Raw genomic sequence first — 17,084 nt, forward strand, 5'->3', positions numbered from 1 at the left:
GATCGAGCGATGGCCCATTACCGAGCACTTGGCCGGCTGCCGCGCCAGCGCCACACCCAGCTGCGCGACGACGACGGCCACCTCTTCCGCGAGGAGCTGATGGGCGAGGAGGGCTTCTCCTCCGACTCCTCGCTGCTCTACCGCCGCGGCGTCCCGAGCGCGATCACCGACAGCACCGTCTGGGAGCTGCCCGACCAGTCACGCACCCCCAACCACCCGCTCAAGCCGCGCCACCTCAAGCTCCACGACCTCTCCACCGGCACCTGCCCGGTCGAGGGCCGCCGGCTGGTGCTCGGCAACAACGACGTGCGCCTCACCTACGTCGTCACCGGCACCGACCCCTCGCCGCTCTACCGCAACGCCATCGGTGACGAGTGCGTCTTCGTCGAGTCCGGCACCGGTGTCGTCGAGACCGTCTTCGGCGTCGTGCCCTACCGCGCCGGCGACTACGTCGTCGTCCCGCGCGCGACCGACCACCGCTGGGTCCCGGCTGAGCCGTCGCGCCTCTACGCCATCGAGGCCAACAGCCACATCCACCCGCCCAAGCGCTACCTCTCGCGCTTCGGCCAGCTCCTCGAGCACGCGCCCTACTGCGAGCGCGACCTCCACGGCCCCGCCGAGACCTTCCAGGCGGACGGCACCGACGTGGAGGTGCTGGTCAAGCACCGCACGAGCGCGGGCATCGTCGGATCGCGCCTCACCTACGCCACCCACCCCTTCGACGTGGTCGGCTGGGACGGCTGCCTCTACCCCTACACGTTCAACATCGAGGACTACATGCCGATCACCGGCAAGGTCCACCAGCCGCCGCCGGTCCACCAGGTCTTCGAGGGCTGGAACTTCGTCATCTGCAACTTCCTGCCCCGCAAGGTCGACTACCACGACCTCGCCATCCCGGTGCCCTACTACCACTCCAACGTCGACTCCGACGAGGTCATGTTCTACGTCGGCGGCGACTACGAGGCCCGCAAGGGATCGGGCATCGGCATCGGCTCGATCAGCCTCCACCCCGGTGGTCACGCCCACGGGCCGCAGCCCAGCGCGATCGAGGCCAGCCTCGGCGTGCAGTACTTCGACGAGTCGGCCGTCATGGTCGACACGTTCGCCCCGCTCGAGCTGGGTGAGGGCGGCCTCTCGGTGGAGGATCCGGCGTACGCCTGGACGTGGGCGGGGCGCGGCCCCGACGCTGCTGGGGACGACGGCGGGCCGGCGGTCTACAGCAACAGCTGAGCCCGTCTCCGGCCCGGACCCCCTCTTCGGGTGGTCATTAGCGTGGCCGGCATGAGCTCCGCAGACCTCCCGCCCTGCGTCTTCCTCCTCTTCGGCGCCCGCGGCGACCTCGCGGCGCGCAAGCTGTTCCCCGGCCTCTACCGCCTCGCAGCGGCCGGACGGCTGCCGCAGCACTACGCCGTCATCGGCAGCGGTCGGCACTCCCCGGGGTCGGACGACGACTTCCGCGACGAGGTGCGCTCGGGGCTGCGCGACTCGATCGACGACCTCGACGACGACGTCGTCCGGGACCTGCTCGACCGCCTGTCGTTCCAGACCTCCGACGCCGACGACGGCGCCGACCTCGCCGCCCGGGTGCGGGAGGTCGAGGAGGCGCTCGGCGACGACGTACGCCGCCTCGTGTACCTGTCGGTGCCGCCGACCGCGATGTCCGGGATGGTCGGCATGCTCGGGCGCGAGGGGCTGGCCGAGCGGGCGCGGCTGGTCATCGAGAAGCCCTTCGGGCTCGACCTCCAGTCCTTCGAGGAGCTCGACCGTGACGTGCACGAGGTGTTCGAGGAGGAGCAGGTCTTCCGCATCGACCACTTCCTCGGCAAGGAGGCCGTGCAGAACCTGCTCGCCCTGCGCTTCGCCAACGCCCTCTTCGAGCCGGCCTGGAACCGGCAGAGCATCGCGTCGGTGCAGGTCGACGTGCCCGAGACGCTGGCGATGGAGGGCCGCGGCTCGTTCTACGAGTCCACCGGCGCACTGCGCGACATGGTCTCGACCCACCTCTTCCAGATCCTCGGCGCGGTCGCCCTCGAGGACCCGGGGGAGTGGTCGGCCGACGCCGTACGACGTGCGCGCGCCGCGGTGTTCGCCGACGTCCAGCCGCTCGACCCGGCGCGCGTCGTGCTCGGCCAGTACGACGGCTACCGCGGCGAGGACGACGTGGACGAGGACTCCGACGTCGAGACCTTCGTCGCGCTCGAGGCCCGCGTCGACAACGACCGGTGGCGCGGCGTCCCGTTCCACCTGCGCACCGGCAAGGCGATGGCCGAGACCCGGCGCACGGTCACCCTCCGCTTCCGGGCCCCCGACTCGACGGTCTTCGGGGAGGGACGGGCGCGCGACGAGCTGGTCCTCGAGCTGACCGACGAGGCGAAGATCCACGTCGACGTCCTCGGCAAGCGGCCGGGACCGGAGATGGAGCTCGCGCCGGCCACCATGCGCCTCGACCTGGGTGAGGAGCTCCCGCACGACGAGCCGCTCGAGGCCTACGAACGCCTGCTGCTCGACGTGCTCCACGGCGACCACACGCTCTTCGCGCACGCCGACGAGACGCGGCGGCTGTGGGAGGTGTGCCAGCCGGTGCTCGACGACCGGCCGGCCCCGCTGCCGTACGAGCAGGGGTCCTGGGGACCCACCGAGGCGCTCGACCTGCCCGACGGCGGCTGGCGGCTCGGGAGCGGCGACGCCGATGGCGAGTGACCGACCCGGCGCGACCGGCCCGGTCGGCCCGGCCGCGCCCATCGCGGACCACGGCCTGATCGGGGACCTCCGCACCGCGGCCCTCGTGGCGACCGACGGCACGATCGACTGGTTCTGCCCGGGCCGCTTCGACGCGCCGAGCGTGTTCGCCTCGATCCTCGACCCCGACGGGGGCTCGTGGCGATTGGGACCGGACGACCCCGACGCCCGCAGCCAGCAGTACTACCACCCCGAGACCAACATCCTCGTCACCCGCTTCATGACCGAGCACGGCGTGGTCGAGGTGCAGGACTTCATGCCCGTCCTGCGTGCCCACGACCCCGACCACCGGCAGCGGCTCGTCCGCCGTGTCGTCGGCCTGCGCGGCACGGTCGACCTCACCATGCACATGGCGCCCCGGCCCGACTACGGCAGCACCGACCCTGACCTGAGCCTCGAGGACGGCGTCGTCCGCTTCGCCGACGGCGACGTGCACCTCGCCCTGTCGAGCACCGTCGACCTCGACGTCGCCGCCACCGCCGCCACGGCGCGGCTGGGCCTGGCCACCGGCGAGTCGGCCCTGTTCGTGCTCGAGGTCCTGGCCCCCGGCGAGCCCGCCCAGGGGTGCGCCCGCTCGGACGTGGCCGACCTGTTCGAGGCGACGGCGGCCTACTGGCGCGGCTGGCTCGCCCAGTCGACGTACACCGGCCGGTGGCGCGAGTGGGTGGACCGTTCGGCGCTGACCCTCAAGCTGCTGTGCCACGAGCCGACCGGCGGCATCGTGGCCGCCCCGACCACCAGCCTCCCGGAGACCATCGGCGGCTCGCGCAACTGGGACTACCGCTACGTCTGGGTCCGCGACGCCGCCTTCAGCGTCTACGCGCTGCTGCGCCTCGGCTTCACCGACGAGGCGGCGGCGTTCGTGCGCTTCCTCTCCGAGCGACTCGGCGAGGCGGCCGACGAGTGCGACGACGAGCTCGGCCCGCTGCGGGTGCTCTACGACCTCGACGGCGGGCTGCCGCACGAGCGCGAGCTCGACCACCTCGCCGGCTACCGCGGCTCCCGCCCCGTGCGGGTCGGCAACGGCGCGGTCGACCAGCTGCAGCTCGACGTCTACGGCGAGATCGTCGACTCGGTCTACCTCTTCGACAAGCACGGGCGCGGCATCAGCCACGACGCGTGGAGCGACCTGCGCCGGATCGTCTCCTGGTTGATGGACAACTGGCAGCGCCCCGACGCCGGCATGTGGGAGATCCGGTCGGACCCGCGCACCCACACCTCGTCGCTCGTGATGAGCTGGGTCGCCGTCGAGCGGATGATGCGGGTGGCCCGCCGCCGCGGGCTGCCCGGCGACCTCACCGAGCTGGCCGCCACCCGCGACGAGATCTACGAGCGCGTGATGACCGAGTGCTGGAACGACGACCTCGGCGCCTTCACCGCCTTCGCGCACAGCGACGTCCTGGACGCCGGTGCGCTGCTGATGCCTATGGTGAAGATGCTCGCCCCCGACGACCCGCGCTTCCTCTCGACGCTCGCCGCGATCGAGGAGCGGCTCGTCTCAGACAGCCTCGTGCTGCGCTACGACGCCGACGCCTTCGGTGACGGCGTCACCGCCGCCGACGGCGGGGACGGCCCGGTCGAGGAGGGCACCTTCTCCCTCTGCTCCTTCTGGTACGTCGAGGCGCTGACCCGCGCCGGTCGCCTCGCCGACGCCCGCCTCGCGCTGGAGAAGATGTTCACCTACGCCAACCACCTCGGGCAGTACGCCGAGCAGGTGGGCCTCAGCGGCGAGCAGCTGGGCAACTTCCCCCAGGGCTTCACCCACCTCAGCCTGATCAGCGCCGTGATCAACCTCGACCGCAGCCTCGACGGCTGAGGAGGCGAACGCCCGGGCTCGATGTCAGGAGGTCCAGGCGTGCCAGAGGTCGGCGTACTCCCCGTCGAGCTGGAGCAGCTCGTCGTGGCTGCCGAGCTCGACGATGCGCCCGTCGATGACCACGGCGATGCGGTCGGCGTCGTGGGCGGTGTGCAGCCGGTGGGCGATCGCCACGACGGTGCGGCCCTCGAGCAGGTTGTTCATCGACCCCTCGAGCGTGCGGGCGGTGCGCGGGTCGATGAGCGAGGTCGCCTCGTCGAGCACGAGGGTGTGTGGGTCGGCGATGATCAGCCGGGCCAGGGCGACCTGCTGGGCCTGCGCGGGCGTCAGGGAGAAGCGGCCGGAGCCGATCAGCGTGTCGAGCCCCTCGGGCAGGCGCTCGACCCACGACAGGCCGCCGACCGCGGCGAGCGCCTGACGTACGGCGTCGTCGGGGGAGTCCTCGCGCGCCAGCAGGACGTTGTCGCGCACGGACCCGATGAAGACGTGGTGCTCCTGGGTGACGAGCGCGACCTCGGTGCGCAGCACCTCGAGCGGGAGGTCGACGAGGTCCACGCCGCCCACGCGCGCCGAGCCGGTGCGGGGGCGGTTGATCCCGGACAACAGGCGCCCGAGGGTCGACTTGCCGGACCCGCTCGGGCCCACGACCGCCAGCCGCTCGCCGGTGCGCAGCCGCAGGTCCACGCCGTGCAGCACGTCGTGGCCCTCCCGGTAGGCGAACCGGAGGTCCTCGGCGGCCAGCTCGACCCCGTGGGGCAGCCGGTCGCCGGGCTCCCGGTCGGGCGGCACCTCGGCGATGCCGAGCAGGCGGCTGGTCGAGGCGGCGCCCACCTGCAGGCGGTCGACCTCGCCGATCACGGCGTCGAGGGGCTCGGCCAGCGCGACGACGTAGAGCAGGGCGGTGGTGATCTGGCCCAGGTCGACCCAGCCGCGGCTGTAGCCGTAGGCGCCCACGACGAGCGTGACGACCTGCGGGACCTGGAAGGCCGCGTTGAGCGCCGCGAAGAGCACGTTGCGGAGCGTCATGCCGTAGCGCTCGGCCTGCGCCGAGACGGCGATGTCGTCCGAGCCCGCCTTCACCCGGGCCTGTGACAGGCCGAGCGCCTCGACGGTGCGCGAGCCCTCGACGGTCTCGGTCAGGGTGGTGTTGATGCGGGAGTAGGTGGCGCCCTCGGTGATGTACGCCTTCGGCGCGCGGCGCAGGTAGGTGCGCACCGCCGGGGTGCAGAGGGCGAACACCACGAGGGCGGGCACGGCGAGCACGACCGAGTTGAGCAGCATCGCCACGACCGACAGCACGACGGTCATCAGCGAGATCAGCAGCCGTGGCACGCCCCACTGCACCGACCGGGCCATGGTGCCGACGTCGCGGGTGACGCGGGTGACGAGGTCGCCGGTGCTGGCTCCCTCGACGCGGCCGACCGGGAGCCGCAGGATCGTGCTCACGACGTGCTCGCGAGCCGACGCGAGCAGGTCCTGGCCGAAGTGGGTGGAGGTGCGCTGGGCGCCGAAGGTGAAGAGTGCCTGCAGGACGACGACGCCGACCACGGCCAGGGCGAGCGTGTCGAGACCGGTGGCCGCGGCGCCCTGGGCGTCCACGCGGTTGACGAGCGACCCGAGCAGCCGCGGCACGACGAGCGCTGATCCGGCGGCGAGCGCGTTGAGGACCACCATCAGCGCGAAGGCGCGCTTGCGCTGCCGGACGAGGTCGCCGAAGAAGGCGAGCACCGCGCGGTTGCCCGAGACCGGCCAGCCGCGCACCGGGTTGCGCGAGGCGTCGTAGACGGCCTCGGCGCGCTGGCGGCGCAGGTCGTGGCGCTGCCAGAGGGCGCGGCTGCGCTCGCGCAGCCCGACGTGGCCGGGCGGGTCGAGCTCGGGCGGGACGGCCGGCGGGTCCGCGGCCCGGTCGCGCCAGGTGTCGGCGGAGGTGGCGAGGAGGTCGGTGCTCATCGGACCGCCTCCTCGTCGAGGTCGCGGGTGACCACGCGGCGGTAGGCCTCGTCGCCGGCCAGCAGGTCGGCGTGGCGGCCCTCGGCGACCACGGTGCCGTCGTGCAGCAGTGCGACGCGGTCGGCGTGGTGGAGCCACAGCGGCGAGACCGTCGTGACCACGGTCGTACGGCCCCGGCGGGCCTCCGCGACCCGGGCCGCGATGCGGGCCTCGGTGTGGGCGTCGACCGCGGACGTGGGCTCGACCAGCACGAGGACCGGTGCGTCGGCGGCGATGGCGCGGGCGAGCACCACGCGCTGGCGCTGGCCACCGGACAGGCCGCGGCCGCGCTCGTCGAGCTGGCCCTGCCAGCCCTCGGGAAGGGCGTCGTACACGTCCTCGGCGTTCGCGATCTGCAGGGCCTCCTCGGCCTGCTCGCGGGTCAGCCGGGCGTGCGGGTCCACGGCGTCCTGCAGGGTGCCGGCGAAGAGCTGGCTGGTCGTGTCGCTGACCAGCACCTGACGTCGTACGTCGTCGAGGCGGGCGCGCGACAGGTCGACCCCGCCCAGGGTGACGCCCCACGGGCGGCGGACCCGCTCCTCGTCGAGCGCCGCGATGCGGGCCCGCTCGGCCGCCCGCTCGGCCCGGGAGCGACGGGCGGCGCGCCCCTTGGAGCCGTGGTCCTCGCCCACCGGCACCGGCTCGGTGTCGGCGGGCAGGTAGCGCCCGAGGCGGTCGGCCAGGGCCGCGCTCTGCTCGGGCACCGCGCTGACGACGACGGTGAGGAGCCCGGGCTGGACGGTGAGCCCGCTGGCGACGTCGTGCAGCGGTGCGGTGCCGTCGAGGGCGACCGGTTCGGCCGGGTCGCGCCACGGGGGCCGCTGGTCGAAGATCGCGATGGCCTTGCGGGCGCTGACCAGCGACCGCGTGCACTTCTGCGCGAACTCGAAGAAGGTGCGGATCGGGCCGACCATGAAGAGGCCGTAGCCGAGGAAGGTGATGAGCTGGCCGACGCTCAGCGTGCCGTCCAGCACCTGTCGGGTGCCGAGCCAGACCAGCGCCACGAGGAAGATGCCCGAGAGGAGCACGCCGACGGCCTCGACGACGGCCTGCCAGATGCCGGCGGACACCCCGGCCCGGCGGGCCGACTGCGACTGGCGGGCGTAGTTGGCGCCGAAGGTCTGCTCACCGCCGATGCCGCGCAGGATGCGGAGCCCGGCCACGATGTCGGTCGCGAGCGAGGTCAGGTCGGAGGTGCGCGAGCGCTCCAGCTGCTGGCGCCGGTGCAGGGGCCGCAGCAGCGGCAGCGCCGCGCCCACCAGGACCGGGGCCGCGACGAGGGTGAGCAGCCCGAGCTGCCACGACATCGTCAGCACGATGAACGCGACGGTGAGGTAGGACACCAGCTGACCCGTGGCGCGCGCCAGGATCTCGGTGAGGGCGCCGAACTCGTCGGAGTCGCTCGACGCGACGCTGAGCACCTCACCGGTGGGCGCGCGACGCGGGAGCACGTGGCCCATCTGCGCCACCTTGCGAGTGACCATCTCGAGCGCGCCGTAGAGCGCGACCAGCCAGCTGCGCACCACCAGCGTGTGCGAGACGATGCCGAACACGCCGCCGATGACGACCACGAGCAGCAGCAGCGCCGCCCAGCCCAGGAGCGCCGACTCGGAGCCGCCGACGATGCCGTCGTCGACGGCCCGGCCGAAGATCCACGGCCCGAGCGTCATCGGGAGGAACCAGAGCGCGTAGCAGAGCGACGAGAGCGCGATCAGCGCCTTCTGCTGGCCGAGGACCCACCGCAGGAACGCCAGGGGAGACCGGGTGTCGGGGTCCGGAGTGGGTGCGTCGTCTGAACCCGTGTAGAACGTCGCGATCCGGGGTGGGTAGTCCTGCATGTCGTGTCGAACCCTAGGTGCCGGTGCCCTGCCGGCACGAACGGATAACGCGTGGGGAAGGGCGGCGATCGCCTCAGGCCGCGCCGTACGCCGGGTAGTCGGTGTAGCCCTCGGCGTCGCCGCCGTAGAACGTCTCGGGCCGCGGCGGGTTGAGCGGCAGCCCCTCGGCGAGTCGGCGCGGCAGGTCGGGGTTGGCGATGAACGACCGGCCGAAGGCCGCCGCGTCGACGAAGCCGGCCTCCAGCAGCCGCTCCGCCTTGGCGAGGTCGTAGCTGCCGGCGCCGACGATCGGACCGGGGTGGGCCGCCCGCAGGGCGCGGCGGTAGTCGTCGTCCAGCGCCGGCCCGCCGGCCCAGTCGGGCTCCGACAGGTGCAGGAAGGCGAGGTCGCGGCGGCCGAGCTCACCGGCGACGTACAGCCCCGCCTCGGCGCCCTCGGGGTCCTCGGTCCCGTTGAACGACCCGATCGGGGAGATCCGGACGGCGACGCGGTCCGCGGACCACGCGTCGACGACGGCGTCGGTGACCTCGAGCATCAGCCGTGCCCGGTTGGCCAGCGACCCGCCGTACGCATCCGTGCGCAGGTTGCTGTCGGCGGCGAGGAACTGGTGGAGCAGGTAGCCGTGCGCGCCGTGGATCTCGACGAGGTCGAAGCCGGCCTCGCGGGCGTTCACGGTTGCGCGCCGGTAGTCCTCGATCACCCGCGGGATCTCGTCTAGGGCGAGCGGGCGCGGCACGGGGCAGCTGACGCGGGTCGGTCGCCCGTCCTCGCCCCGCACGGTGGTGCGGTTGCGGTAGGGCCCGTCGCTGGCCGAGACGGGCCGCTCGCCGCCGTGGAACGACTCGTGCGAGACCCGGCCGACGTGCCACAGCTGAGCCGCGATGAGCCCGCCCGCCTCGTGCACGGCGTCGGTGATCCGGCGCCAGCCCGCGACCTGATCGTCGCTGTGGATGCCGGGGGTGTCCATGTAGCCCTTGCCCTCGGGGCTGATCTGGGTGCCCTCGGAGATGAGCAGGCCGGCGCCGGCGCGCTGCACGTAGTACTCGCGCATCAGGTCGTTGGGCACGTCGCCCGGCACCGAGGCGCGCATCCGGGTCAGGGGAGCCATCAGCACGCGGTTGTCGGCGCGGACGGCACCGAGGGACAGGGGCTCGAAGAGGGAGGGCACGACACCCGCCAACAGGCACCACCCGTCGCTTGTTCCGACGCAGCGGTCGAGCGTGACCCGGCTCACGCCCGTCGGCCGGCCGAGTCCGGCGGCCCTCCTGCGCACATTCACCCCTGCGGGTACCGTGGCGATCAATGACGGATGTCGAGGTGATGGCTCCGCGTGAGGTCCCGCTGGGTGGTCCCCGGGCCATGCGCGTACGACGCACGCTCCCGCAACGGCACCGCTCCCTGATCGGCGCCTGGTGCTTCGTCGACCACTACGGGCCCGACGCCGTGGACGAGACCGGCGGCATGGTGCTCCCCGCCCACCCGCACACCGGCCTGCAGACCGTCAGCTGGCTCTTCGACGGCGAGATCGAGCACCGCGACTCCGTCGGCAGCCTGGCCACCGTGCGCCCCGGCGAGGTCAACCTGATGACCGCTGGGCGCGGCATCAGCCACACCGAGGTCTCCACGCCCGGCACCACCACCCTCCACGGCGCCCAGCTGTGGATCGCGCTGCCCGACGACAGCCGCCACGTCGAGCCCCGCTTCGAGCACTTCGCGCCCGACCCCGTCCGCGGGCCCGGCTGGGAGGCGCGGGTCTTCATCGGCTCGGTGCTCGGCGCGAGCTCACCCGTCGAGGTCCACACCCCGCTCCTCGGCGCCGAGGTCATGCTCGCCCCGGGCAAGAGCCTCGAGGTGGAGGTCGACCCCACCTTCGAGCACGGCGTCCTGCTCGACGTGGGCACGATCGACGTCGACGGCCAGGAGCTGGCACCCAGCGACCTCGCCCACCTCCCGCACGGACGGTCCACCCTCACCGTCACCGCGCAGGAGGAGGCCCGGCTCCTCGTCCTCGGCGGGCCACCGTTCGGCGAGGCCATCGTGATGTGGTGGAACTTCATCGGCCGCAGCCACGACGAGATCGCCGGCTACCGCCGGGAGTGGCAGGACCAGATCGCGGCGGGCGACGGCTTCGACGAGCGCGGCGTCGTGGCCGATGGCCGCGAGGTGTCCGAGGGCCGCTTCGGCACGGTGGACCTCGGCCTGCCGCCCATTCCCGCGCCGGTCCTGCCCAACGTCCGGCTCAAGGAACGGCACTGAGCGGCGCCGGTCCCGTCGTCGGCGACGACGGGGTGGCCCGCTGCCCCTGGGGTGCGGGCGACCCGGTCAACCTCGCCTACCACGACACCGAGTGGGGCCTGCGCGTCGACGGCGAGGCCGCCCACCTCGAGCGGCTCACCCTCGAGGCCTTCCAGTCCGGTCTCTCGTGGCGCACGATCCTCGACAAGCGGGAGAACTTCCGCGCCGCCTTCGGCGGGTTCGAGGCCGACGTGGTCGCGGCGTACGACGAGCGCGACGTGGAGCGGCTGATGGCCGACGCGGGCATCGTCCGCAACCGCCGCAAGGTCGACGCGGCGATCACCAACGCGCGTGCCACGGTCGCACTGCGCGAGCAGGGCGGGCTGGAGGCCTTCATCTGGTCCTTCCGTCCCGAGCCCGGTCCGCCGCCGCGCACCACCGTGGACGTGCCCACCACATCGGTGGAGTCGGTGGCGCTGTCGAAGGCGCTCAAGAAGGCGGGGTTCGCGTTCGTCGGCCCTACGACGATGTACGCCCTCATGGAGGCGGTCGGTCTGGTGGACGACCACCTCGAGGGGTGCCACCGGCGCGGGTGCGCCGGCTGAGGCGGTCCGGGTCAGGCGGGCTTGCACCACACCGAGACGTGGCTCTCGCTGTCGTTGGTGAAGGGTGCCCCGTGCCAGTCGGCGACACGGCGCTCCAGCCCCATCCCGCCCAGCTGCGCCATGAGGTCGCACTCGTTCGGCCAGATGTAGCGGAAGTTGCTCTCGCCGTAGGTGACCGTGCCGTCGTCGTGCCGGCGGTAGTGGTGGGACGTGCCCTGCTGGGTGGTCATGTCGTAGGTGTCGAACCCGACGTGACGCCGCCCGACGTGGAACGGCACCGCGGCCTGGCCGGGTGGGAAGCGACGGATGCCGGGCACCCAGAGCTCGACCACGAAGCGACCGCCCGGCGCCAGGTGGCGGGCGGCGTTGCGGAAGGTCGCGACCTGCTCGGCCTGGGTGCGCACGTTGCCGATGCTGTTCCAGACGACGTAGACGAGGCTGAACTCGCCCTCGACGCGGGCCGTGGCCATGTCGCCGACGACCACTGGGAGGTCGGCCCGCTTGCGGTGGAGCTGGTCGGCCATCGGCTGCGACAGCTCGATGCCGGAGACCGGGACGCCGCGGTCGGCCAGCGGGATGGCCACGCGGCCGGTGCCGATGGCCAGCTCGAGGGCGGCGCCGTCCCCGGCGAGCCCGGCCAGGAGGTCGACCGCCGGGTCGAGGACCTCGGGCTCGAACATGAACGCCGAGCTCTCGTCGTACGTCGTCGCGGTCTCGGCGTCCCAGTGGTCGCTGCTGCTCATGGCGACCACGCTGCCCCACGAGGACCACGGACCACCACCGATTTCACCCCTCCCGCCGGACCCGGGCAGTCCGTAGGCTGCCCCGCTATGACGCGCGTGCACGCCTTCTCCGCCGGTGACGCCCTGACCGACCTCGATGCCACCGGCCTCGTCGAGGCCCTGCGCTCCGGACTGGTGTCGGTGCCGGAGGTCGTCGAGGCCGCGATCGCGCGCACCGAGCAGGTCGACGCCGCGCTCGGGGCCGTGGCGTACGCCGCCTACGACCGCGCCCGCGCTGAGGCCAGGAACCCGCGCGGCGGTTGGTTCGCAGGCGTGCCGACGTTCGTCAAGGACAACGTCGACGTGGCCGGCATGCCGACCCAGCACGGGTCCGACGCGTTCGTCGGGCAGCCGCAGGCCGCCGACGGGGACTTCGCCCGGATGTACCTCGCCACCGGGCTGATCCCGCTCGGCAAGACCCAGCTCTCGGAGTTCGGGTTCTCCGGCGCGGCCGACCACGTGCGCCTGGGCCCGGTCCGCTCGCCGTGGAGCCCCGACCACTACGCCGGAGCCTCGTCCGCCGGCTCCGCCGCCCTCGTCGCGGCCGGTGCCGTGCCCATCGCCCACGCCAACGACGGCGGCGGCTCGATCCGGATCCCGGCGGCGGTCAACGGGCTCGTGGGCCTCAAGCCCACCCGCGGTCGCCTCGCCCAGGACCGGATGATGCGCGAGATGCCGGTGCGGATCGTCTCCGACGGCGTCCTGACCCGCAGCGTCCGCGACACCGCCGCGTTCTACCGCGAGGCCGAGAAGGTGTGGCGCAACCCGTACCTCGCTCCGGTGGGCGACGTGACCCGGCCGAGCAAGGCCCGGCTCCGCGTCGCGGTCGTCACCGAGGGCATCGGCCGCTCCTGCAGCCCGGAGGTGCGCGAGCTCACCCTGCGCACCGCCGCGCTGCTCGAACGGCTCGGCCACCACGTCGAGGAGGTCGACAACCCGGTTCCGGCCAGCTTCCCGGAGCACTTCGTCCGGTTCTGGTCGATGCTGGCGCTGGTCGTCGCCCGACGGGGGAAGAAGGACTACGGCCCGACCTTCGACCCGGCGAAGCTGGACAACCTCACCCTCGGCCTGGCCCGGCACGCCGCGCGCAACCTGCACAAGCAGCCGTTCTCGATCGCGGTGCTGCGCGGCTCGCAGCGCCTCGCCGCCCAGCACCGGGCGTCGTACGACGTCACGCTCACCCCGACGCTCGCGACCGAGACGCCACGCGTCGGGCACCTGCGACCCGACCAGGACTACCACGAGATCATGGGCCGGCTGATGGACTGGGTGGCGTTCACGCCGCTGCAGAACGCGACCGGCGAGCCGGCGATCTCGCTGCCCCTCGCCACCACCGCCGCCGGGCTCCCGCAGGGGATGATGCTGGGCGCCGGAGCCGGCCGCGAGGCCCGCCTGCTGGGGTTGTCCTACGAGCTCGAGGAGGCCGTCGGATGGCCCCGGATCCAGGCCGGTCCGGGCGCCGCCTGAGCCGATTTCTCATCGTGGCGGGGCGTGTGTATCGTTCTCCGTCGTTGCCCCTTTAGCTCAGTCGGCAGAGCGTCTCCATGGTAAGGAGAAGGTCTACGGTTCGATTCCGTAAAGGGGCTCTGGGTCGGACCTCCCTCCGGGGTCGTCCGTCCTCCGCGGCGGGGTAGCTCAGGTGGTTAGAGCACACGGCTCATAATCGTGGTGTCGCGGGTTCGAGTCCCGCCCCCGCTACCACCAAGTCTCCGCCTCACCCGCAAACCCAAGGATCTCCCAATGGCCAGCAAGAGCTCTGACGTTCGCCCCAAGATCACGCTCGCGTGCACGGAGTGCAAGGAGCGCAACTACATCACCAAGAAGAACCGCCGCAACGATCCCGACCGGATCGAGCTGAAGAAGTTCTGCCCGCGCTGCCGCAACCACACGGCCCACCGCGAGACCCGCTGACGCGTTCTTCCCCGTCGCACCGACCCGTCCGAGTCATCGGACGGGTCGTTTGCGTCTTCGGGCGCGGCTTTCGACGCGCCGTCGCGGCTTCGCCGGCTCAGCCGCGGGCTTGTTCGACCTCCCGACCCACGCCGTGTGCGACTGCGTCGTACCCGGCTAGGGTCGTGACATGCCCGTCGACCCCTCCCTGGTGGGGCGCGAGTTCCCCGCGCCGGCACCGTTGACCGTGACCTCCGAACGGGTCGGCGCATTCGCCGCCGCCGTCGGCCACCCCACTGGGCCCGGCGAGCCCGGTGACGTCGTCCCGCCGACGTTCCCGATCGTGCTCGCCTTCGACGCCATGCAGGCCTTCCTCGACGCCGAGCGCATCGACCTCCACCGCATCGTCCACGGCGAGCAGCGCTTCGCCTACACCCGCCCGCTCGCGGTGGGCGACGAGCTCACCGCGACCCTGACCGTGACCGGGCTGCGCCAGATCGGCGGCGCCGACATCATCGCCACCGCCAGCGAGATCACCGACGCCACCGGCGCGGTCGTCTGCACCGGCAAGGCCACCCTCGTCCACTCCTCCGGAGACGCCTCATGACCACGTCGATGAACGCCGGTGATGCCCTCGAGCCGAGGACCTTCACGGTCACCCGCGCCGACCTCGTGGCCTACGCCGAGGCGAGCGGCGACCACAACCCGATCCACCAGGACGAGGACGTCGCCCGCAGCGTCGGCCTGCCCGGCGTGATCGCCCACGGCATGTACACGCTCGCCCTGGTCGGCCGTGCGGTCGCGGAGTGGACCGGCGGCGCCGAGGTCGTCGACCTCGGGGCGAAGTTCACCAGCCCCGTCGTCGTACCCGCCGAGGGTGGCGCGGAGGTGGTCGTCGGCGGCACCGTGAAGTCGGTGGCCGACGGTCTCGTCACGCTCGCGCTCGAGGTGACCTGCGGGGGCCAGAAGGTCCTCGGCATGCCGAAGGCCGTCGTCCGCGAGGCCGCCGTCCGTGCCTGACCTGCGCGACCACACCACCCTGCGCCTGGGTGGTCCCGGCCGCGCGTGGGTGCGCGCCACCACCGAGGCCGAGCTGGTCGCGGCGGTGGCCGACGCCGACGCCGCCGGCACGCCCGTCCTGCTGCTGGCGGGCGGCTCCAACCTCGTCGTCGCCGACCAGGGCTTCGACGGCCTGGTCGTCCAGGTCGCGACGACTGGTGTGGACGCCGACACCGACACCTGCGACGTGGACGCCCTCGCCCAGTGCGGGGGCGTGGTGCTCACGGTGGCCGCCGGCGAGGACTGGGACGAGCTGGTGGCCCACGCCGTCGCCCAGGGGTGGGCGGGCATCGAGGCGTTGTCGGGGATCCCCGGCGCCGTCGGCTCGACGCCGATCCAGAACGTCGGCGCCTACGGCCAGGACGTCTCGCAGACCATTGCCCGCGTCCGCACCTGGGACCGCGTCGACCGCACCCAACGCACCTTCGCCGCCGCCGACTGCGGCTTCGGCTACCGCCACAGTCGCTTCAAGGCCGAGCCCGGCCGCTACGTCGTGCTCGAGGTGACCTTCCAGCTGCGGCAGGGCGACCTGTCCGAGCCGGTGCAGTACGCCGAGCTGGCGCGCCGCCTCGGCATCGAGCCCGGGCAGCGGGCCCCGCTCGCCGCGGTGCGCGACGCGGTGCTCGCCCTGCGGGGCGGCAAGGGGATGGTGCTCGACGCCGGCGACCACGACACCTGGAGCGCCGGCTCGTTCTTCACCAACCCGTTCCTCACCCCCGAGCAGGCCGCCGCGCTGCCCGACGGCGCTCCCCGCTGGGAGCAGCCCGACGGCACGGTGAAGTCCAGCGCCGCGTGGCTCATCGAGCACGCCGGCTTCGGCAAGGGCTACGCCAGCGCGGCGGCGGGGGAGCGGGTGCGCCTGTCCACCAAGCACACGCTCGCCCTCACCAACCGCGGCGGCGCCACCACCGAGGAGTTGCTCACCCTCGCCCGCGAGGTGCGTGACGGCGTGCGCGAGCGCTTCGGCGTGACGCTGGTCAACGAGCCCGTGACGGTCGGCTGCTCCCTCTGAGCGTCAGGCCAGCCAGGCGGCGATGTCCTGCTTCGCCGCGGCCAGGACGTCCGACGGAGCCTGCGACGCCTCGAACGACATCTCCGCCAGGCGGGCGAGGGTGGCGTCGTCGAGGTCGTGCGCGGCGCGCATCGTGGCGTACTGGCCGGCGAGCCGGGAGCCGAAGAGCAGCGGGTCGTCGGCACCGAGCGCGACCGTCGCGCCCGCAGCCAGCAGCTGCGGCAGCGGCACCGAGGTGAGGTCGCTGTAGACGCCGAGCGAGACGTTCGAGACCGGGCAGACCTCGAGCGCGACACCGTCCTGGACGAGCCGGTCGAGGAGCTCGGGGTCCTCGGCGCTGCGTACGCCGTGCCCGAGGCGGTGGGCGCCGAGACGGTCGAGGCACTGCCGCACGTGGTCCGGCCCGCGCAGCTCGCCGCCGTGCGGCACGAGCAGCAGGCCGGCGCGGTCGGCGATCCGGAACGCTCCCTCGAAGTCCTCCGTGCGCCCGCGGCGCTCGTCGTTGGACAGCCCGAACCCGACCACGCCCCGACCGGCGTACTGGCCGGCGAGGCGCGCCAGCGTGCGGGCGTCGAGCGGGTGGCGCGTGCGGTTGGCCGCGACCACCACCGCCATCCCGAGCCCCGTGCGCTCCGAGGCGTCACGCACGCAGTCCAGGACGAGGTCGGTGAAGGCGGTGATGCCGCCGAAACGGGCGGCATAGCCGCTGGGGTCGACCTGGATCTCCAGCCAGCGGCTCCCGTCGCGCACGTCGTCCTCGGCGGCCTCGAGCACCAGGCGGCGTACGTCGTCGGGCGTGCGCAGCACCGAGCGCGCCACGTCGTAGAGGCGCTGGAAGCGGAACCAGCCCTTCTCGTCGGCCGCGCTCAGCTGCGGCGGCCAGTCCTCGACGAGTGAGTCGGGCAGGGCGATGCCGTCGCGCTCGGCCAGCTCGAGCAGCGTCTCGTGGCGCATCGACCCGGTGAAGTGGAGGTGGAGGTGCGCCTTCGGCAGCCGGGACACCTCGCGGCGCGGCCCAGCACCCTCCGACGGCCTCGCCCCCGCACCTGCCATGCACGCATCGTAGGGGGACGCCGTGGGCGTCCCGCCGACCGGTGGGGTGCCTCGGTTCGACTGGGA

15 protein-coding genes and 2 tRNA genes are annotated in these 17,084 nt (G+C 73.1%); 12 read left to right on the forward strand and 5 right to left on the reverse strand.

Going from position 1 to position 17,084, the window contains the following annotated elements; translation table 11 throughout:
* Positions 1-9: 9 nt before the first annotated feature.
* The 3 genes from HOO61_RS07775 to HOO61_RS07785 are packed head-to-tail and all read left to right on the forward strand — an operon-like array spanning position 10 to position 4,555.
* The gene (locus HOO61_RS07775) at positions 10-1,230 is read left to right on the forward strand and encodes a homogentisate 1,2-dioxygenase (RefSeq protein ID WP_172258008.1); all 1,221 of its coding nucleotides are present in this window, start codon (positions 10-12) and stop codon (positions 1,228-1,230) included.
* Positions 1,231-1,281: 51 nt separating this feature from the next.
* Complete coding sequence (gene zwf, locus HOO61_RS07780) at positions 1,282-2,700, forward strand: glucose-6-phosphate dehydrogenase (protein ID WP_172258009.1); 1,419 nt, start codon at positions 1,282-1,284, stop codon at positions 2,698-2,700.
* Positions 2,690-4,555, forward strand: coding sequence for a glycoside hydrolase family 15 protein (locus HOO61_RS07785; RefSeq protein ID WP_172258010.1), 1,866 nt, complete (start codon positions 2,690-2,692; stop codon positions 4,553-4,555). Before zwf ends, HOO61_RS07785 begins: the two co-directional genes overlap by 11 nt.
* 24 nt (positions 4,556-4,579) lie before the next feature.
* Here the strand turns inward: HOO61_RS07785 and HOO61_RS07790 are convergent, their stop codons facing one another.
* From HOO61_RS07790 to nemA, 3 genes are all read right to left on the reverse strand, one after another.
* Positions 4,580-6,505 (reverse strand): ABC transporter ATP-binding protein, encoded by a 1,926-nt coding sequence (locus HOO61_RS07790; protein ID WP_172258011.1) that lies wholly within the window; start codon positions 6,503-6,505, stop codon positions 4,580-4,582.
* On the reverse strand, positions 6,502-8,382 hold the full coding sequence (locus tag HOO61_RS07795) for an ABC transporter ATP-binding protein (protein WP_172258012.1): 1,881 nt from the start codon (positions 8,380-8,382) through the stop codon (positions 6,502-6,504). Before HOO61_RS07795 ends, HOO61_RS07790 begins: the two co-directional genes overlap by 4 nt.
* Positions 8,383-8,455: 73 nt before the next feature.
* Positions 8,456-9,550, reverse strand: a complete 1,095-nt coding sequence (gene nemA / locus HOO61_RS07800) for an N-ethylmaleimide reductase (RefSeq protein ID WP_172258013.1) — start codon at positions 9,548-9,550, stop codon at positions 8,456-8,458.
* 134 nt (positions 9,551-9,684) lie between these two features.
* Between nemA and HOO61_RS07805 the strand changes: the two genes are divergently transcribed.
* Both HOO61_RS07805 and HOO61_RS07810 read left to right on the forward strand, forming a co-directional pair.
* The gene (locus HOO61_RS07805; RefSeq protein ID WP_172258014.1) at positions 9,685-10,638 is read left to right on the forward strand and encodes a pirin family protein; all 954 of its coding nucleotides are present in this window, start codon (positions 9,685-9,687) and stop codon (positions 10,636-10,638) included.
* Between the two features lie 32 nt (positions 10,639-10,670).
* Entirely contained in the window at positions 10,671-11,222 is a 552-nt protein-coding gene (locus HOO61_RS07810; protein WP_367650067.1) for a DNA-3-methyladenine glycosylase I, read from the forward strand.
* A gap of 11 nt (positions 11,223-11,233) precedes the next feature.
* Here the strand turns inward: HOO61_RS07810 and HOO61_RS07815 are convergent, their stop codons facing one another.
* Positions 11,234-11,965 carry a class I SAM-dependent methyltransferase gene (locus HOO61_RS07815; protein ID WP_172258015.1) on the reverse strand — a complete coding sequence of 244 codons (732 nt, stop codon included), beginning with the start codon at positions 11,963-11,965 and terminating at the stop codon, positions 11,234-11,236.
* 87 nt (positions 11,966-12,052) lie between these two features.
* Between HOO61_RS07815 and HOO61_RS07820 the strand changes: the two genes are divergently transcribed.
* From HOO61_RS07820 to HOO61_RS07850, 7 genes are all read left to right on the forward strand, one after another.
* A complete protein-coding gene (locus HOO61_RS07820) occupies positions 12,053-13,471 on the forward strand; it encodes an amidase (RefSeq protein WP_172258016.1) in 1,419 nt (472 codons plus the stop codon).
* 46 nt (positions 13,472-13,517) lie between these two features.
* Positions 13,518-13,590 (forward strand) — tRNA-Thr (locus HOO61_RS07825).
* Positions 13,591-13,628: 38 nt separating this feature from the next.
* Positions 13,629-13,705 (forward strand) — tRNA-Met (locus tag HOO61_RS07830).
* Between the two features lie 39 nt (positions 13,706-13,744).
* Positions 13,745-13,915 (forward strand): 50S ribosomal protein L33, encoded by a 171-nt coding sequence (rpmG, locus tag HOO61_RS07835; RefSeq protein ID WP_090969093.1) that lies wholly within the window; start codon positions 13,745-13,747, stop codon positions 13,913-13,915.
* Between the two features lie 169 nt (positions 13,916-14,084).
* Positions 14,085-14,501 (forward strand): MaoC family dehydratase N-terminal domain-containing protein, encoded by a 417-nt coding sequence (locus tag HOO61_RS07840; RefSeq protein ID WP_172258017.1) that lies wholly within the window; start codon positions 14,085-14,087, stop codon positions 14,499-14,501.
* Complete coding sequence (locus HOO61_RS07845) at positions 14,498-14,914, forward strand: MaoC/PaaZ C-terminal domain-containing protein (protein ID WP_253941986.1); 417 nt, start codon at positions 14,498-14,500, stop codon at positions 14,912-14,914. The genes HOO61_RS07840 and HOO61_RS07845 overlap by 4 nt, the downstream gene beginning before the upstream one ends.
* The gene (locus tag HOO61_RS07850) at positions 14,907-15,965 is read left to right on the forward strand and encodes a UDP-N-acetylmuramate dehydrogenase (protein WP_172258018.1); all 1,059 of its coding nucleotides are present in this window, start codon (positions 14,907-14,909) and stop codon (positions 15,963-15,965) included. The genes HOO61_RS07845 and HOO61_RS07850 overlap by 8 nt, the downstream gene beginning before the upstream one ends.
* Before the next feature lie 3 nt (positions 15,966-15,968).
* On the opposite strand, the gene HOO61_RS07855 is transcribed toward HOO61_RS07850, so the two are convergent.
* Entirely contained in the window at positions 15,969-17,018 is a 1,050-nt protein-coding gene (locus HOO61_RS07855; RefSeq protein ID WP_172258019.1) for an adenosine deaminase, read from the reverse strand.
* Positions 17,019-17,084: the final 66 nt, after the last annotated feature.

This window comes from Nocardioides sp. zg-1230 (genome assembly GCF_013155335.1).
Classification (GTDB): Bacteria; Actinomycetota; Actinomycetes; order Propionibacteriales; family Nocardioidaceae; genus Nocardioides.